Origin of the sequence: Streptomyces canus (assembly GCF_030816965.1) — a bacterium.
Classification (GTDB): Bacteria; Actinomycetota; Actinomycetes; order Streptomycetales; family Streptomycetaceae; genus Streptomyces; species Streptomyces canus_E.
Map to the genome: position 1 here is coordinate 8,080,551 of NZ_JAUSYQ010000002.1, position 17,620 is coordinate 8,098,170.

The window sequence follows — 17,620 nt, forward strand, 5'->3', positions numbered from 1 at the left end:
CTCGGGGGGAGGTCCGGGTGCGTCGGCGGGGCCGTGCTCATGCCCAGCCCGTTTCGGAGTAGGGGCGTCCGGTGCGGATGCCCTCGATGGCAACCCGGGTGTAGGGGACGAGGTTGTCGGGGAGCGCGGTCGGGTCCCAGAATTTCCACTGGGTGCACTTGTCCGGCTCGCGCAGGTCTGGCTCGCCGGTCCAGGTCCGGGCGCGGAAGAACAGGCCCATGCGGGGCCGGTCCCCGGCTTTGTCGATGTGGTGGACGACGTGGACGAGTTCGACGTCCTGGTGCTTGATCTGCAGGCCGGCTTCCTCCCGTGCCTCCCTGATCAGGCAGGTGATGGCGCTCTCCTGCTCGCAGTGGCCGGCCAGGACGTGCCAGGTGGAGGGCGCGAACGTGGAGTCGGGGTGGCGCAGCCCGAGCAGCACCGTTCCGTCGGGCCGTTCCAGGTAGAGGTGGACGCCGATGACGTTGAGGACCGTGTCGTGCGGGGAGGTCGGGCGGTGCTCCTCGTGCGATGAGAGCCCGCTCTGTGGCGCGGTGCTGGCCGGGAGGCTGGCGGCGTGGCGCCGTACGAGGTCGCTGGTGGTGTCTGCGATGCGCAGGCGGTGGAGGTCGTCGGGGGCGAACCAGGCCAGCATCACCCCTTCCGTCAGGCGGAGTTCGCGGGGATCGCCGTTCCAGCGGCCGGCGTAGATGGCGATGGGCACGCTCGCGCCGGCGTCGTCGGAGGCGTACTCGGTGCCGAACGGGGTCAGGTCGGCGATGTCGAGGCTGGCTTCCTCGGCCAGTTCGCGCCGCACAGTGTGTTCCAGGGTGGCGTCCTGGGGCTCTCGGCCGCCGCCCAGCAGGGACCACATGCCCGGCTCCCAGATCCGGCCGGGGAAGTAGTCGCGCAGGTGGAGCAGGTACTCGCCGCGGTCGTTGTAGATCAGGGCGGAGGCGTTGGCCGTATCCGGTTCGGTCTCCCGTGTGAGCTTGAGCAGCTTCTCGCGTAGGGAGGGGGAGGTCACCCTGTCCACGGGCCGCCACTCGATGCCGGCGACCTCTTCTTCCTGCAGCACCACCGGCGCCTCGGTCGCGGCGTGCAGGTGGAAGAGGAACCGGAGGTCGAAGTGCTGGTGGCCGGGTTCGCCTTTGCCCGGGTGGGTGTCGATGTCGTGGATGTCGATGTCGAACGGCACGGCTTCGTAGCCGGGCCACGGTGCCACGGCCTGGGGCGGGATCCCGGTCTCCTCGTGCAGCTCCCGCAGCGCTGCTGCTGCCAGGGACTCGTCGACGGGCTCGGTGTGTCCGCCGGGGGCGAGGACCTTCCCGCTCGCCAGGTGCAGCACGTGCAGGACGCGGCCGAGCGGGTCGACGACGATCGCGCTGCAGGTGACGTGCCCGGTGAAGGTGGAGCGGCTGGCGATGTCGGTGGGCCGGTCCAGGGCGTCCAGGAGGCCGCCGAGCTGCTCGCGCTCGTGAGGGTGGCGAGCGAGGTAGGTCTCGACGGTGGTGCGGATGTGGTCGTGCGACAACGGCATGGGGCTACCTCAGAGGTGCGTGGAGCGGGACGAGTCGAGGCGGGGTGGTCGTTCGTGTCAGCTCAGCCGCATCCCCTCCGGCGGGACTTCCTCGATGGCGGCGGCGCGAGCCGTGGGCAGGTGCCACCGCTTCCGGGCTGTCTCCGCGGCGAGCAGGACTTGTCGCGCTCCGGGCGGGCCCCATCCCAGGAGAGCGGCTGCCTGGGCGGGGGGGGGCGAGCAGGCGGGCGAAAGGGCGCCCGGTGGCGGGGTCGGCGGTCGCAGGCCCGATGGCGGTGACCCGTGCGGCCAGGCGGAGCCGGGCGTTGGGCCCCACTCCGCCGTAGACCTCGCCGGTCTCGTCCAGCACCCAGCCCAGTCGTACCGGATCGGCCAGGGTGAGCTGGGCTTCCTCGGCGGCTTCGCGGTGCAGGGTGCCCTCGGGCGTCGTGTCGGTCGTCTCCATGGTGCCGCCGGGCAGCATCGGCAGGGCTCCACGGGGGCCGGGATCGGCCACGAGGACGACCCGGCCGTCGGGGACGAAGCACCACGCCCAGGCTTGCTGCACGGGCAGCCGCTCGGGGACGGGGCCGCGGTTGAGAGGGCTGCTGTCCCACAAGGGCCGGTAGCGGACGTGGACGTCGTGGCGGTCCAGCGCCGGGACGTCGAGGATGTGCCGGCCGTCGGCGAGGTGAGCGGTGGCGGTGTTCCCGAGCCGGGCGCGGTAGGCGGCGAGCATGATCTGCCCGCCAACGGGGCGCAGCCGCTGCACCGCGTCCCGGGTCTCCAGGAAGGCGAACTCGGACAGCTCCTCGCGCGGCAGGCGGATCGCCTCCACCTGGTCGGGGCCGGGGCAGGGCGTGCCGGGCTGAAGGTCAGGGTGGTGCGGGGAGAAGGAGTGGACGGCGAGCACGGCCGACAGGGGCAGGTCCACCAGGCCCAGTTCCTCGGTGATCTCGCGCCGGCAGGTGACATGCGGGTGTTCGCCGGGTTCGACGACGCCTCCGGGCAGCAGCCACGAGTCGTCCTTGCGGTAGGTGGGGTGCACCAGCAGGACCCGGCTGGCCTCGTCGGTGATGATCGCGGCGGCGCCGACCCATACTGCGTGCCGGGATGCGGCGTGCTGTCCCGTAGACAGGACGGCACGCGGTGTGACGTGCTGGGTGAGTTCGCCCAGATGACCGGGCGCAAACCGGCCTCCGGCCACCGTGACGGTACGCGTGATGGCACACTGTTCGGACAGCGGAGCCTCCGGTCTTGTGAACGGCTTGTCTTGGTCGACTGCCAGTTCTACCGGGGCTCCGCTCCTCATGTCCGACGAAACCGCACCTCAAGGCCCTCTGGACAACCCCACCCGAGCCATAACTTCACGGCCTTGGAGCTAGCGCTGCAGTGTCAGCACGCCCGGCCGGTACGGCAGGGTGCCGTAGTCCCCGCCGTCGGTGCTGGGGTCGCGCCCCTGGTAGAGGAACTGCAGATTGCAGGGGTCGATGGTCTTGGTCTGGTCGGGGTTGGTGCGAACCAGATCGCCGTGGCTGATGTCCCTGGTCCAGGTCGCGCCGCTGTTGGCACTGCCGGCGAAGGGGCTGGTCACGGTGTTGGCCTGCGGTGACGGTGTCCAGGTGCCGTTGAGGCTGGTGGCCGTGAACGCGCGGAAGTAGCGACCGTACCCCGTGTAATTCTGGGCCTCGACCATCATGAGGTACTGGTTCTGGCCCTGGACCTTGTAGACCTCCGGCGCCTCGAACAGGTCGAGCGACGAGTCGCTCATGATCTTCGTGAACGAACCGAAGGTGCCCGGGAAGTTGCCGATGGGCATGCTGGCGCGGTAGATGCCGCCCTCATCGTCGGCGAAGAACATGTACATGTTCGTGTCGTCGCCGATGAGGGTCACGTCGAGGGGGCCCCTCTTCCGGGTCGTGCCGTCGGGATCCACAACGTCCGGGAGGGTGGTGGTGAAGAGATCCTGCTGCGGGCCCCAGCCGTTGGGGTTGGTGGGGTCGGTCGAGGTGCGGTAGGAGAAGCTGTAGGGCCAACCCCCGTTGTAGGCGAGCACCCAGAGGTTCTTCGGGGCGAAGTAGAACAGCGTCGGCGCGATGCCGTCGAAGGGGATTGTGGTCTGGGTGGCGGTGGCCATGTCGGACCAGTTCGTGAAGGGGCTGAAGGTCGCCAATCCCCAGCGACCGTCGTTACCGGCGAGGTTGTTGTGCGACGTGGCATAGACGACGTGCTTGCCGTTGTAGACGACGCTGGTGAAGTCCTTCAGTGCGGACCACCCCGCCTTCGGCTGCGCCAACGGGCCGGTCGATGTCCAGCGGTACGTCGACGGAAGAGCACACGAGTTGCTCGCCCCGGCCAGGCCGGTCCACTTCTGGTTGGTGCCGCCGTGGCACGACCAGATCTGCACCGCCGTGCCGTTGGTCTTACCCCAGCCCGCGACCTCCAGGCAGAGCCCGGACCGCACGCCGACGATCGTGCCGTCGGGGTTCACCCGCCACTGCTGGTTGTCACTGCCGTTGCACGACCAGATCTGCACCGGGGTCCCGTTCGTGGTACCGCCGCCCCGGGCATCCAGGCACTTGTTGCCGTACACGGTCAGCTGGTTGCTGTCCGTCAACGTCCACTGCTGGTTGATTCCACCGTGGCAGTCCCAGATCTGCACGTTCGCGCCGTCGGTCTGGCTGAAGCCGTCCACATCGAGACACTTGCCGGAATCAACACCGCGCACGTCGCTGGTGGTGGCCGCCTGGGCCGGGCCGGCGACGAGCAGCGCCGCCAGCGCGGCCAGGGCCGCAACCACGGCGGCGAGCGCCGCAGGCGGGCGTCTGCGGCTGAAACTACGTCTGTGCATAAGGACCTCGTCATCCTTGAGCAAGCGACTCCGGTTCGGCCCGTCAGGGGCTGTCCGGAGGCGGTGTGGTGCGGCCCTAAAGTGTTCGACATGGCGAACGCGGGTCGAAGTGTCGAGCAACTGGATAATAGGGTTCCGGTGATCAGCGTCAATACCTCTCGCAAAATGCGCGGGCAGAAACGTTTGCAGGCTGAAACCAGGCGGCTTCAAGTCCCGTGGTTGTACGGGTCTTTGGCGTGAGTGTCAGGTAGCGGTGCGGGCACGGGCTTGGTGATCATTACGGACCCCGACCAGGTCGCTCACCTGAGCCTCTGGCCCAGGCGTACCCCGAGGCCGTCGAGACAGCACACGCCGACTTCGCCGCCCTTCAGCAGCGCAACCGCAGCCCCAAGTAGTTACTCAGCGCTGCACACCACCTGGCGGTAGCTATACGAGAACAGGGCCGTCGCGGTGGCGACGGCCGTCGTCTGTCTTTTCCTGTGCTTCCTGTGCGGCTTCAGCCGCTCGGCCACCGCGGGGCGGTGTGCGGCCGGAAGCATGTGATGGTTCGCGCCGTCGAGGTGGAAAGGGAGCCTTGGGCGTGTCACCGGGTCACGGGGTCACCGGGTCCGGTGAGACGGTGCGACCGCGTCTCGGCGAAAAATGATTGAGACGGCAACCTTTCCGCTCTGAGTGGCCACTTAGGGGTGTACCGACGAGGGCGAGCCGTGGTCAGCGGCGCTACGCCCTCTGTGTGAAGACCCTGATCGGAGCATTACGTGTCATCAGACGACCCGAGACCCGCCGAACAACCGATGCCTTGGGCTCGCACGCCGCGCCGTAGCCGGATGCGCCGGCGCTTGGTCGCGGGGGCGGTGGCGGTGCTCGCCGCCTCGGTCGGTGTCGGCGCCCTGGCGCCCAGCGCGGGCGCCGCGGCGACCGTCGGTATCCGTGTGGATGCCGGTGCCTCCCTGGGCACGGTGCCCAGCAGTGGTGTCGGCCTCAACACGGGCTTCGGCGACGAGCACATGGGGACCCCCAAGGTGACATCGCTGATGAAGGCCGCGGGAGTTCGGCAGCTGCGCTTTCCCGGCGGCTCCGGCGCGGACGAATACCACTGGAAGACCCACACCTACGGCGACGGCAGCGGCTGGATCCCCTCCAACACCGACTTCGACCACTTCATGGCCACCGCGAAGAAGGTCGGCGCCCAGCCGATCCTGACCGCGAACTACGGTTCCGGCACCCCCCAGGAGGCCGCCGACTGGGTCAAGTACGCCAACGTCGACAAGGGTTACGGCGTGAAGTACTGGGAGATCGGCAACGAGGTCTACGGCAACGGGCACTACGGCAACGGCAAGGGCTGGGAAACTGACACGCACGCCGACAAGAGCCCGAAGGAGTACGGGAAGAACCTTGTCGCCTACGCGAAGGCGATGAAGGCCGTGGATCCGAAGGTGAAGATCGGAGCGGTGCTCACCACCCCCGGCTTCTGGCCGGATGCGGAGAAGGCTCCCGGTGACAGCGCCGACTGGAACAACACGGTGCTCTCCATCGCGGGAGGCTCGATCGACTTCGTCATCGTCCACTGGTATCCGGGCGGCAAAACCACGGCCGACCTGCTGAACACCCCCTCCCGGATCGCCGGTGTCAGGTCCTCGCTGCGCTCGCTGATCGCCAAGTACACGGGCTCGCGCGCCGCTTCGGTTGAGATCGCGGTCACCGAGAACGGCGCCGTCGGCTCGCCCGCCCAGACCAGCCAGGCCGCAGCCCTGTTCGCGCCGGACACCTACATGACCTGGTTCGAGCAAGGCGCCACCCACGTGGACTGGTGGAACCTGCACAACGGCACGGACCAAGCACCCACCACCGTCCACGGCCAGACCGACTACCAGGACGGGGGCATTCTCTCCGCCGGAACCTGCGCCGGGGGGAAGTGCGAACCGCCACGCGACACGCCCTTCCCCACCTACTGGGGCATCCGCTCGCTGACCGCACTGGCGAAGCCTGGCGACACCATGGTCAAGTCGTCCTCGGGCAACCCGTCGGTCACTGTGCACGCGGTACGGAACAGCAACGGTGGTCTGAACGTCATGCTGACCAACAAGAGCCCGCAGAACGCGGCGCAGGTGTCGCTCTCGTACGCTGGGTTCACCCCGGCCGCAGGGGCGGTCACGACCGTTTCGTACGCCAAGGGAGCCACCGCCCTGACGACGGCGAAGCGGGGCACGGCGGCCGCACAGACGCTGCCGCCGTACTCGATCACGACCCTTCAGCTGAAGCCCGCGTCGGGGACCGCCAGCGCTGACAAGCCGACGCCCGCCCCCACGCCACCCGCCGCCACACCGGTTGTCTCCGCCGCCGGCACGACCGGCACCCGTGCGCAGGCGGAGTTCGGCGCACCCGTCGGCCAGCCGACCCCGAGCAGCACATCCGGCGACCTGGCTTCCACCGGGGCGAGCAACGCTGTCACGTACAGCGCCCTCGGTGGCCTGCTGGTCATCGCTGCCGGCGGCATGCTGCTGCTTCGCGGACGTCGCCGCAGGGCTATGCACGGGAAGTGAGACCGCGTGAGTGACTGACGGCCCGGCAGCAACGCCACCCACCCGTGGCGTGCGCGCCGGGCCGTCGGCCTCCGCGCCGGCGTCGGCGGTCAGGAAACACACAAGGCCCGGGTCGTTGACCTGGACCTGGCCTGCCTCGGCACCGGTCCCGACCCGTGGGGCGGCCCACGGGCCGCGTTCCGGGCCACCGTGGAACTGCCGCGCGAGGACTTCGCGATGAACTACAACCTGGCCGTCCAGGCCGGCATGGCCGCCATCGGCACCACGCTTCGCGTCGGGATCGACCTCCAGGCCGTCCAGGGCGAACAGCTTCCGCCGCTCGCCTGACGGCGCAGACGGCTCGGCCCCCTGCCTCACTCGGGAAGCAGGGGGCCGAGCCCCGTCCGTGGCCGGTGCCTCCTGGCGGCTGAGCAGGATGTCGACACTGTCCTGGCTGTCGTACAGCGTGATATCGGGAGGAGTCCTGCGGCTGCGGCGGGCCGGTCGACGTCAAGCCGCGTGGCATCGCCTCCAGCGGTACCGGCGGCCGCGCCGACATTCGGAAGTTGCCGCCAGGGCGCGGCCCAGCCCAGAACCCGCCGTCCAGGCGAAGGCAGCGTGACGTGAACCGGTCCGGCCACGCCGCGTCGCGACCGGGCCGCTACCTCGATATCCGGGGCACGCAAGGCCTGGAGGAACCAGTCGAGTACCGGTGCCAGGTTTCCGGGTGCGACCAGCTGTTGATCACTGCGAGCAGCTGAAGGTATGGCTCCCGGTCAGGGTGGTTTGCGGACCTTGCCGCCGGTCTCGCCGATCGGCGGCAAGGGCCACAGCGTCGACCTGCGCGAGCCCACCCGGCGGTTCGCCGGGCCGACAGTCGCGGGGTCTGCGTTCCTGCACGTCACAGCAACCTAACGAAGCACTACTAGGACTTGTCGGGGCGATCAAGTTCGCAGCCAGATGAGCAGGGTTGCTGCTGTGGTGGTGCCGAGGAAGACGTACCCGCGCTTGTCGTAGCGGGGGGGCGACTGCGCGGGACTGTTTCAGGCGGTTGATCGCTCGTTCGACGGTGTTGCGTTTCTTGTAGCGGTCTTCGTCGAAGCCGGGCGGTCGTCCGCCGCGGGAACCTTTTCGCAGGCGGGCTGCCCGGCTGTCGGTCTTCTCGGGGATCGTGTGGCGAATGCCCCGTCGTCGCAGGTACTCGCGGCAGAGTCCGTTGCTGTATGCCTAAGAGGCACTGTGGGTTGGCAGTTGTCAGTCCTGGCAGGGGCCGCGCGAGACGTCTGGGCTGTATGCAGCGCCTGGGAGTGCTTCGACAAGAGGGACGCGTGCACGGCCTCTGCCGATTCGAGCTCGGTGGTCATACCGTGCCGTGGTTCGAGCCGTTCCCAGGAACACCTCCCGATCTGCCGGAGCCGTGGAGCTCTTCACGAGAGCGAGGACCCTGGACGCTGCTGGGGCCACGGACGGCTGATGGGGTGGTGCGCCCGCGAGCGCTTCTATTAGGTCGCCGGGTGGTCCTGCCACGGCCCGACACCGACGGACGGGAAGCCCGAAAGGAGCGCGCGGTGGATGTGACCTGCGGAATCGACTGGGCTGACGATCACCACGACGTTGCCGTGGTTGACCGGGACGCTCGACTGCTCGGCAAGCTCAGGATCGACGACAACGCAGCGGGCTTCCAGGACCTGCTTCGGTTGCTCGCGGAGCATGGCGACGGCTGCTGGCACGTGAAACCCGCGCGATCCTGGCGATCGCGCCCACTCCCGACCAGGCCGCCCGGCTCACCCGAAGCAGGCTCAGAGCCGCCGTCACACGGGCCGGCCGCCAGCGCCGGGTCGAGGCCGAGACCGACCGGCTCCTCCAAGTGCTTCACCGGACCCGGCTTCGCCAGCCGGCCTTGGTCGAGAAGGCGATGGGCCACCAGACACTGCCGACCGCGAGGTTCTGCCGGCTCATCGGCGTGCCCGAGCGGACCTGGCGCCGTCACCAGGCCCGCGCCCGCCGGGGCGCGCAGGCCAGAGGACCGTGGCCGCGCCCGGCCCGCGAGAGCGTCCGGGAGACCGCCCGCCGGCACGCGCTCGCGCACCTGGCCTGGGGCCACCGCAAGGTGTGGGCGATGTGCCGCCACGACGGCCACCGCGTCTCCCAGACGACCGTGCTGCGGCTGCTGCGGCTGCTGCGGGACGAGGGCCTGCTGCTGGAGGCGAACTACCAGCGGGAACGGCGCCAGCTCGCCGCAAGGCCGCCTTCGCGACCGAGCCCACCGGCCCGAACCAGGTCTGGCAGCTCGACTTCTCCGAGTTCGAGACCGCCTCGGGCGGCGCGGCACCTGGCGGCTCGCGGGCTGCCGGGACTACTGGTCGAAGTACGAGCTGGGCTGGCACGTGTCGCCCACCGCGAACCAGCACGACGCCATCGCCGCGGTCGAACTCGCCATCAAGGAAGCGGAGTTGCTGGCCGGAAAGCCACTGGCCGAGCTCGCCCCGCGCGACGCCGACGGGACCGTGAAGCTGCTGGTCACCATCGTCACCGACAACGGCGGACCGTTCCGCTCGTTCCGGTTCGAGGCGTTCATCGTCACCCGACCGGAGCTGCGGCACGTCCGCACCCGGGTCCGCACGCCCGGGCAGAACGGCTCACGCGAGCGCGGCTTCGGCTCGCTCAAGTACGAGAAGCTGTTCCTCGAGGAGATCCCGACGCCCTCGACCTCGTCCGGCACGCCAAGGACTACCGGCGCGACTACAACACCGTCCGACCGCACGAGGCCCTGGCCTGGAACCGGCCCCACGATGTCCATACCGGCGCCGCGGACCCGCTCGTCCCCAGCTTTCCCGAACCCGAAAACCTGCCAACTGCTTGACGCGGGACAAAGACACAAGAAACCCCCGACAGCCCCAACCCCTAAACCACCAGCTCAGAGACTCCCTGGAAAGGATCCGCACCCAAGCGCGATGAACCAAGAACCGCCTGCAACTGACCTGACCTGCTGAAACTGCTGCTCGTCCAGTGGCGTATATCGGCTACCCAGGCCAGCAAAAGGCCCTGGACAGGGTCGGGCGCCGGGTTGCCGGCCCGGGCCGACCCTGTGTTGGTTCAGCTCTTGCCGGTCAGGCGCCAGACCTGGTTCTTCTTGGTGGCCAGGGCACTGGCGGAGTCACAGGTCCACTGGTGGACCAGTGCTCCGACGGCGGCGGAGATCTCACTGACGTCCACGCACTTGCCGCTGTGCACCGCGACGAGCTGGTAGTCGTTGGCGGCGACCTGCCGCAGCGTGAACTGCTGGTTCGTGCCGCCGTGGCAGGTCCACTGGTGGACCGCCGCGTCGTCGGCGGTGGAGAAGCTGCTGATGTCGAGGCACTTGCCGCTGTAGTGGTTCACCAGGAAGTAGGTGTCCGCCACCCCTGGCACCGGGCGGAAGTCGAACCGCTGTTCCGCACCGGCGCCGCAGGTGTACTGCCGGTACTGAGTGCCGTCGGCGGTGCTCTGGTTGGGGTCGTCCAGGCAGTACCCGCTGTGCTGGGCGACGGCCGTTGACGAGAAGGTGGGCTGGCCGGAGGTGAACTGCCACCAGTTCATATTGAACAGGTACCCGCTGCCACCGGCGAAGCTCAGATACAGATCGTGGGTCCCGGTCGCACCGGTAACAGGGCACGAGACCGTGCTCCAGGTCTGCCAGCCTCCGGTGCCCGACACAGTGCATGTCCCGACCGTTGGCCCAGTAGTACTGTCCAGGTGCAGCTCAACTCGGCCGCCGCTGGTGCTTGAGGCCACCCTGGCGGTGAACGAGCCGGCACCCGCGCCGAATGCCACGCCCTTGACCTTGACGGAATCGCCGTTTTCAATCCAGCTGATGTTCATCCCGCCCTCGCTGGAGGGTTCGGTTTCGATGCCGCTGCCCCACGCGATGGTCTCCGCTTCCTGACGGACATAAGGATCGAGCGTGCCGACCTGCGGCGCCCCGGCCGTCGTCATATTCATCGTTGGAATGGTGCCGTCGGCGTTGTAGCTGAACTTCTCCACCGCGACCGACCGGGTGAAGCCACCGCCGCCCGGCAGAGCGCCGTTGTGGTAGAAGAAGTACGAGCCGCCGTTGAAGTCGACGACGCCGACGTGGTTGGTGAAGCTGCTGCCCTCCGAGGGCATGATGGTGCCGCGATACGTCCACGGTCCGGTCGGGCCGGGCGAGGTGGAGTAGGCGATGAACTCAGAGCAGCATTTCGCCGCGAACACCATGTAGTACAGGCCGTTCCGCTTGTAGAACCACGGGCCTTCCTCGTACAGGGTGGGCCGGTTCGCGTCTCCCGTGCGGGTGCCGAACCCCGCGGTGGTCAGCGGTACCTGCGTCGGGCTGCCGGAGTACGAGATCATGTCGGCGTTGAGCCGCACATACCACAGATTCGGGTTGCCGTAATACAGGTAGGCTTGCCCGTCGTCGTCGATGAAGACGGTCGGGTCGATCTCACTGTTCTCCACCAGCGGGTGGCCGAGGGCGTCCCGGAACGGGCCGGTGGGGCTGTCCGACACCGCCACGCCGATGGCGAATTGCCCGGTCGCCCGGACCGACACCGGCACGTACCAGTAGAACTTGCCGCCCCGTTCGACGGCCTGGCCCGCCCACGCGTTGGCGCCCGCCCAGCTGAAGGTGTTCAGGCTGAGCGGTGAGCCGTGGTCGGTCCAGTTGACCATGTCGGCGGAGGACCACACCCGCCAGTCCTTCATCACGAAGGAGGAGGTGGAGCCGTCCTCGTCGTGCCCGGTGTACAGGTAGACCCGGCCGTTGTAGACCAGCGGTGCCGGGTCGGCGGTGTAAATGTGTTGCACGATCGGGTTGTCTGCCCGGGCTGCGGCCGGAAGAAAAGCCATCATGCATAGAAGGCTTATCGCCAAGGCGAGGACGCGTTTCGACCACCGCTGAAGTGTGAATTTCACTGTTTGAGTCCCTTGTTCGGTTGGGATACGAAGGGGTTGGCGTCGGCGGGGACCGCCAGCAGCCGGACCTCTAGCGCTGCAGTGTCAGCACGCCCGGCCGGTAGGCGGTGATGGTCGGGCCACCTCCGCATAGGTGCGCCCGGTATGGCCGCTGTGCGGAAGGATGCCGCCCCAAGACCCTCCACGCGGAAGGGGTCAGAAACGTCCGCGCCCGACCCCTTCCGCGTGGTTCAACCTGCGCAGGGTTCATCAGCACATCTGGGCGAAGCGGTGCCGCCGCCTTGGAGCGGCGGCACCGCTTGTACCCGTCAGGCCGGCGGCCGGGTCTGGTTCATCGGTAGCCGGCGGCGGCGATGTTCGCCTGGACCGCATTTTCGGTCGCGTCCGACGGGTAGCCCGAGACCATGGCACCCTCGTAGAACGTGCCCGCGCTGTCGTTGATGTTGCCTACCTCGGGTGAGCAGCAGTCGCCGCCACTGCCCAGGACGATGGCGCCTTGCTTCTTCATCGGGCTGTATACGTTGGGCTCGTTGGGAAGCGCGCCGTCCCATAGGGTGTTCAGGCTTCCGGACTGGGCATTGCTGCCCTTGATCGCGAATCGCGACGTCCCGTTGTTCTTGAGTGTCGCCGTGACGAACTTGCTGCTGAACGCCTGCTGGTTCGGGTTCCACGTGCTGCCGCCACCTGGGAACAGGCCCCATTCGAGGTCGGCCTGCACCCAGGGTCCGGTTCCGGAGCAGCCGCCGAACCAGCAGCTCGTCCCGAAGTAGATGGCGTCCATGGCACCTGGCCCGTCGGCCTTGCGGGTGGTTTCGCTGTTGCCGTAGTCGAAGCAGCAGCCGCTGTTGACATGCGTACCGCTGGTGACCATGTACATGCCCTCGGGTGCGCTGCCCGTCGGGACACCCGTCAGGTGGCCGTCGCGCCAGTAGCTGGTCCCGGGGTTGATGTACAGCGAGTAGGCCTTGCTGCCGCCGACCGTCAGCGATTCGGTGGTCGCTACGGCCGGGCGGGTCTGTGGTGAGCCCGGGACCACGCTGGAACCCTGGTACCACAGGTCGTTGCCATGCCCGGACTGATCGAACAGGACCGTGATGATACACGTGGTGTTTGCGCAGAAGGAGTCCTGGCCCGCCGCGTTGGCGACGCCGCCAGGGGTCAGTACGCCGATGTTGCGGGTTGTGTTGTCTGAGGAGCGTCTGACCTGATACAGGTCTCCGGTGTAGGCGCTGTAGAGGGCGCGCGTTGTGCTGTGCGCCGCCACGCAGGGCGTACCACCTGCGCCGTAGATGTCGCACGGGCCGGAGCCGGTGCCCGCATCCACCTGGACGAGTTGCCACTGCTGGTTGGTGCCGCCCCAGTCGCTGTACTGCACGACGTTGGCGCCGTCGTTGGTCGCCGCGTTCTGGACCTCGACCGCCTTGTTGCTGTTGCGGTTGATCAGCCGGACGTAGCCGCTGTCGGAGTCGGCGAGCCGGAACTGCTGGTTGGCGCCGCCGTGGTCGGTCCACTGGTGGATGGCGGCGCCGTCGGCTGTGGACCAGCTGGACACGTCGATCACCTTGCCCGAGTGGCGTGCCTTGAGCCGGTAGTAGCCGCCGCCGGAATCCACGAACTGGAACTGCTGGTTGGTCCCGTCGTGCCGGGCCCACTGCGTGATCGCGGCGCCGTCCGCGGAGCTCGCGTCCGCCATGTCCAGCGCCTTGCCGCTGTTCCGGTTGACCATGACGTACCAGGCGTTCGTGTCCACAGGGGCCGCTTGCGCCGCCGGCGCTCCGATCACGACCAGTAAACCGGCCATCAGGGCGGTGACCATGCCGATCACCGTTGTTCGACTGCCCATGTTCACCATCTTTCTGATTCGTCAGCCCGAGTGGGCTCAGCGCTGGACGCGCCCGAAATCGTGGCACCGCTTGGTTGCGGTGGTCAGGATGACTTCACTGTGGAGTGCCGGTGGAATCGCCCACGCGGTGAACAGCTCGTCCACGCGTCGGCGGACCGCACCCCATCGCGATCACCGTGGGTCAGGCGGGTCAGCGCTGCAGGGTGAGCAGGCCCGGCCGGTACGGCAGTTTCAGGTAGTTGGGTTCCTGTGTGTTGTTGGGGAGGCCCTGGTAGAGGAACTGCAGGTTGCAGGGATCGATGGTCATGGTCTGGTCGGGGTTGTTGCGGACCAGGTCACCGTGGCTGACGCCCTGGGCCCAGGTGGAACCGCTGTTGGCCTGGCCCGCGAAGGGGCTGCTCTCGCTGCCGGCCTGGACGGTCCACGGACCGTTCAGGCTGGAGGCGGTGAACGAGCGGAAGTAGCGCTTCGTCCCCTGCGCCTCAACGATCATGAGGTACTGGTTCTGCCCCTGGACCTTGTAGACCTCCGGCGCCTCGAACAGAAGGTCCCTTGCGTCGCTCATGACCGTCGTGTACGAGGAGCCGAAGTTGCCCGGGAAGTTCCCGATCGGCATGCTCGCCCGGTAGATCTTGCCGTTGTCAGCGGCGAAGAACAGGTACATGTTCTGGTCGTCGGCGATCATGGTCGGGTCGATCGGGGCGTTCTTCTGGTTCGCGTCGGGGCCGTCGGGGAGGCTGCCGGTGAACAGCGGCTGCCGGGCGGACCAGCCGTTGGGGTTGGTGGGGTCGCTGGACGTGCGGTAGTGGAGCGGCCACTGACCCCACTGGGACACCATCACCCAGATGTTCTTGGGCGCGAAGTAGAACAGTTCGGGCGCCACCGCGTCGTCGTTCATCTGGGTCTGGGTGGCCGCCCCCATGTCCGACCAGTTTGTGAAGGTACTGAACCCCGTCGAGCCCCACTTAGTTCCGTTGGAGGTGGTCGCGTAGACCAGGTGCTTGCCGTTGTACGTGGTGGTGGTGAAGTCCTTCAGCGCGAGCTGCCCGTTCGCCGGCTCCGCCAGCGGGCCGGTCGAGGTCCACCGGTAGGTCGACGGAAGGGCACACGCGTTGCTTGCCCCGGACAGGCCGGTCCACTTCTGGTTGGCGCCGCCGGTACACGACCAGATCTGCACCCCCGTGCCGTTGTCCTTGCCCCAGCCCGCGACCTCCAGACACAGCCCGGACCGCACGCCGACGATGGTGCCGTCGGGGTTCACCCGCCACTGCTGGTTGTCGCTGCCGTTGCACGTCCAGATCTGCACCGGGGTCCCGGCCGTGGTACCGGCGCCGCGGACATCCAGGCACTTGTTGCCGTACACGGTCAGCTGGCTGCTGTCCGTCAACGTCCACTGCTGGTTGACTCCACCGTGGCAGTCCCAGATGTGCACGTTCGCGCCGTCGGTCTGACTGAAGCCCTCCACATCGAGACAGCGGCCGGAATCAACACCGCGCACCTCGCTGGTGGTGGCCGCCTGAGCCGGGCCGGCGACGAGCAGCGCCGCCAACGCGGCCAGGGCCGCGACCACGGCGGCGAGCACCGCAGGCGGGCGTCTGCGGCTGAAACTACGTCTGCGCATAAGGACCTCGTCATCCTTGAGCAAGCGACTCCGGTCTTCCCCGTCAGAGGCTGTCCGGATGCCGGTGTGATACGACCCCGGCTGTTCGGTATACCGAACAAGGGTCGAAGTACCGATCGAGAGAATGCTAGACATCCCATGAAAGACGTCAATGCTTCTCGCAAAATCCGCAGGCAGAAACGTTCGCAGGCTGAAACCAGGCGGCTTCAAGTCCCGTGGTTGTACGGGTCTTCGGCGTCAGGTGCAGGTAGCGGTGCGGGCGCGGGCTTGGTGATCATTACGGACCCCGACCAGGTCGCTCACCTGAGCCTCTGGTTCGGCTCGGTGCCCGACCCGCGCTCGCGGCGGGGCCGGTGGCACTCAGGAACACCGCACTGGCAGCGGTCCGGGCACCGGGGGAGCACGGCTTCGCCCACCTCAAGAACTGGCGCGTGTTCGGCAAGGTCCGCACCAACCCGACGTGGGCGACCGCCTTGGTGGGGTCCCTGCTCGTCCTCACAAACCGCGACGTTTCCCGGTGACCGACGATCTTCACCGAAGTCATCCACCCACGACCAGCACGAGCATCCCGAACCCCGCACACACCAGCCCCGTGACCAGCAACTTCACGATGCACAGTGCTCAGTGCAGAAGAGCCCATTCGTGTCTGCCCGCCTGCAGTTGCAAACGGCCCGCGAGGCGCAGTTCCGGCACGACGCGATGGCCGTGCAACGCATCGTGCACACCGCGCTGTTCGACTGAGGGCCGGACCGCATCGGATGGTCAGGGCGTGCTCAACTCGAAGCGTTCCACCAGCACTTCGCCGCCCAGGGCCTGGGTGGCGTGGTTGAAGACGGCGAAGCGGTAGCCCATGAAGAAATGAGGCCTCTCGTTCATGGTGAAGGCCGGGCCGAGCGGGGTGAAGGTGGTGGCGTCGGTGCTGTAGGAGAACGTCGCTTGGCGGCCCGGCCCCGGGCTGATGTCGGCGGTGGCGCGCAGCCAGACGCGGCTGCCGGACGCGGGGAGGTCGGCGCCGGCCTGCTCGGTGCCGGTGCCGGTGGTGTTCCAGTCGGTGTCCATGGTCAGGCCGTCGAACATCACCAGCCTGCTGGCGCCGTCCTGCCGCGTGACGCCGATCCAGGCGGAGGAGTCCCGCAGCATCGCCAGCCCGGCCCGGTCGCCGTCCGCCATCCCGGAGCAGTCGAGCACGACGGTCGCGGTGGAGGCGGGGCCCTGGATGCGGCGGGTGAGGGTGTTACGGGCGTTGTAGAGGTCGTCGGTGACGGTGGCGGTCCTGAGGGTGAGCCCGTTGTCGACGGTGAACGCGGCGGTGTCGGGGTTGTGGTTCCACTCCCAGTACGGCGCCAGCGCCGCCCCCTCGAAGGTGTCGGCGCCGGTCATCGGCGGGAGCGGGTGCGGGGTGACCGGGTAGGGGTATGTCTCGCCCCACGTGCCGCCGACGGTCTGGAGCTCGGGCCAGCCCTCGGCGTTCCAGGTGACCGGGGCCAGGGCGGGGACGCGGCCGCCGGGATAGGCGTCGATGAAGCCCATGTAGTACCAGTCGCCGTTCGGGGTGTCGACCAGCGAGCCCTGGTGCGGTATGCCGCCGCCGGGGATCGGGCCGGGCAGGTTCAACAGCACCTCTCGCATCTCGTACGGGCCGAAGGGGCCTGAGGTGGACTTCCAGATGTACTGGCCGTTGGGCGGGCGGGTGACGAAGATGTAGTAGTTCCCGTTGATCTTGTAGAAGCGGGAGCCCTCCATCAGGTGCAACTCGTCGGGCTTGGTGAGCACGTACTCGGACCTGACCTCGGTGCGCATGTCCGGGGAGAGCTGTGCGACGCGGATCTCGTTGGCGCCGTACGCCACGTACGGGGTGCCGTCGTCGTCGAAGAGCAGCCCCGCGTCGTAGTAGATGCTGCCGATCTCGGCGTGCCGGGTCCAGGGGCCCGCCGCGTCGGTGGCGCTGTATACGTACGACCGCTGGTTGCCGATCTGGCCCAGCCAGTAGAAGGTCTCGTCGCTGGGGCGGTGGCGCATCGAGGACGCGTAGATGCCCTGGACGTACGCCCGTCCGCCGTTGAGGTCGTACGCGTCGCCGAAGTCGAGGACCGGCACCGAGTGGCCGATGAACTCCCAGTTGACCAGGTCGTAGGAGCGCAGGACGGGCGCGCCCGGCGAGTAGTGCATGGTCGAGCCGGTGTAGTAGTACGTGTCGCCGACGCGGATGACCTCCAGGTCGGCGAAGTCCTGCCAGATCACCGGGTTGGTGAACTGCTCCTGCTGGGCCGTCGTGTCTTTCCGGCGGCTGTGGGGGTGTTGGAGCCGGGACATTCGAGATCAGCTTCCTCACGTGTGGGCGACCGAGAGCCGA

Annotated in this window: 10 protein-coding genes and 3 pseudogenes; 4 read left to right on the forward strand and 9 right to left on the reverse strand. The window is 68.1% G+C overall.

Features of this window, described 5'->3' with window-relative positions; translation table 11 throughout:
- Window positions 1–37: 37 nt before the first annotated feature.
- The 3 genes from QF027_RS38040 to QF027_RS38050 all read right to left on the reverse strand — a co-directional run bounded on the left by QF027_RS38040 (window position 38) and on the right by QF027_RS38050 (window position 4,349).
- Window positions 38–1,519 carry an NUDIX domain-containing protein gene (locus QF027_RS38040; protein ID WP_307079809.1) on the reverse strand — a complete coding sequence of 494 codons (1,482 nt, stop codon included), beginning with the start codon at window positions 1,517–1,519 and terminating at the stop codon, window positions 38–40.
- 4 nt (window positions 1,520–1,523) lie between these two features.
- Entirely contained in the window at window positions 1,524–2,705 is a 1,182-nt protein-coding gene (locus tag QF027_RS38045) for an NUDIX hydrolase (protein WP_307079811.1), read from the reverse strand.
- A 174-nt stretch (window positions 2,706–2,879) separates the two neighbouring features.
- Window positions 2,880–4,349 carry a non-reducing end alpha-L-arabinofuranosidase family hydrolase gene (locus QF027_RS38050; RefSeq protein WP_307079813.1) on the reverse strand — a complete coding sequence of 490 codons (1,470 nt, stop codon included), beginning with the start codon at window positions 4,347–4,349 and terminating at the stop codon, window positions 2,880–2,882.
- Window positions 4,350–5,176: 827 nt separating this feature from the next.
- Here QF027_RS38050 and QF027_RS38055 point away from each other — a divergent pair.
- Together QF027_RS38055 and QF027_RS38060 are read left to right on the forward strand one after the other, a co-directional pair.
- Window positions 5,177–6,892, forward strand: a complete 1,716-nt coding sequence (locus tag QF027_RS38055) for an LPXTG cell wall anchor domain-containing protein (RefSeq protein ID WP_307079815.1) — start codon at window positions 5,177–5,179, stop codon at window positions 6,890–6,892.
- A gap of 108 nt (window positions 6,893–7,000) precedes the next feature.
- A pseudogene (locus QF027_RS38060) lies at window positions 7,001–7,219 on the forward strand (YceI family protein); the annotation flags it as partial.
- Between the two features lie 596 nt (window positions 7,220–7,815).
- On the opposite strand, the pseudogene QF027_RS38065 reads toward QF027_RS38060, so the two are convergent.
- Window positions 7,816–8,098, reverse strand: a pseudogene (locus QF027_RS38065) (IS5/IS1182 family transposase); the annotation flags it as partial.
- A 275-nt stretch (window positions 8,099–8,373) separates the two neighbouring features.
- Window positions 8,374–8,601, reverse strand: a complete 228-nt coding sequence (locus QF027_RS49775; RefSeq protein ID WP_373431089.1) for a hypothetical protein — start codon at window positions 8,599–8,601, stop codon at window positions 8,374–8,376.
- Between QF027_RS49775 and QF027_RS49780 the strand changes: the two genes are divergently transcribed.
- The gene (locus tag QF027_RS49780) at window positions 8,491–9,864 is read left to right on the forward strand and encodes a hypothetical protein (protein WP_373432516.1); all 1,374 of its coding nucleotides are present in this window, start codon (window positions 8,491–8,493) and stop codon (window positions 9,862–9,864) included. The two genes, QF027_RS49775 and QF027_RS49780, sit on opposite strands and share 111 nt — an antisense overlap.
- Window positions 9,865–9,967: 103 nt before the next feature.
- Here QF027_RS49780 and QF027_RS38080 read toward each other — a convergent pair whose 3' ends face one another.
- The 3 genes from QF027_RS38080 to QF027_RS38090 form a co-directional block, all read right to left on the reverse strand.
- Window positions 9,968–11,695 (reverse strand): family 43 glycosylhydrolase, encoded by a 1,728-nt coding sequence (locus QF027_RS38080; protein ID WP_307079817.1) that lies wholly within the window; start codon window positions 11,693–11,695, stop codon window positions 9,968–9,970.
- A gap of 439 nt (window positions 11,696–12,134) precedes the next feature.
- Window positions 12,135–13,646, reverse strand: a complete 1,512-nt coding sequence (locus QF027_RS38085; protein ID WP_307079819.1) for an arabinofuranosidase catalytic domain-containing protein — start codon at window positions 13,644–13,646, stop codon at window positions 12,135–12,137.
- Window positions 13,647–13,836: 190 nt separating this feature from the next.
- On the reverse strand, window positions 13,837–15,267 hold the full coding sequence (locus tag QF027_RS38090) for a non-reducing end alpha-L-arabinofuranosidase family hydrolase (RefSeq protein WP_307079821.1): 1,431 nt from the start codon (window positions 15,265–15,267) through the stop codon (window positions 13,837–13,839).
- Between the two features lie 365 nt (window positions 15,268–15,632).
- Between QF027_RS38090 and QF027_RS38095 the strand changes: the two are divergent.
- Window positions 15,633–15,788 (forward strand): annotated as a pseudogene (locus tag QF027_RS38095) (IS5/IS1182 family transposase); the annotation flags it as partial.
- Window positions 15,789–16,029: 241 nt separating this feature from the next.
- Here the strand turns inward: QF027_RS38095 and QF027_RS38100 are convergent.
- Window positions 16,030–17,580 carry a glycoside hydrolase family 43 protein gene (locus QF027_RS38100; RefSeq protein ID WP_307079823.1) on the reverse strand — a complete coding sequence of 517 codons (1,551 nt, stop codon included), beginning with the start codon at window positions 17,578–17,580 and terminating at the stop codon, window positions 16,030–16,032.
- Window positions 17,581–17,620 lie beyond the last annotated feature (40 nt).

What these genes read in the sequence shown, in the direction of transcription:
- QF027_RS38040 (WP_307079809.1), bottom strand. Translation starts at nt 1,519, where the DNA reads ATGCCGTTGTCGCACGACCACATCCGCACCACCGTCGAGACCTACCTC.
- QF027_RS38050 (WP_307079813.1), bottom strand. Translation starts at nt 4,349, where the DNA reads ATGCACAGACGTAGTTTCAGCCGCAGACGCCCGCCTGCGGCGCTCGCC.
- QF027_RS38055 (WP_307079815.1), top strand. Translation starts at nt 5,177, where the DNA reads ATGCGCCGGCGCTTGGTCGCGGGGGCGGTGGCGGTGCTCGCCGCCTCG.
- QF027_RS38085 (WP_307079819.1), bottom strand. Translation starts at nt 13,646, where the DNA reads ATGGGCAGTCGAACAACGGTGATCGGCATGGTCACCGCCCTGATGGCC.
- QF027_RS38090 (WP_307079821.1), bottom strand. Translation starts at nt 15,267, where the DNA reads ATGCGCAGACGTAGTTTCAGCCGCAGACGCCCGCCTGCGGTGCTCGCC.
- QF027_RS38100 (WP_307079823.1), bottom strand. Translation starts at nt 17,580, where the DNA reads ATGTCCCGGCTCCAACACCCCCACAGCCGCCGGAAAGACACGACGGCC.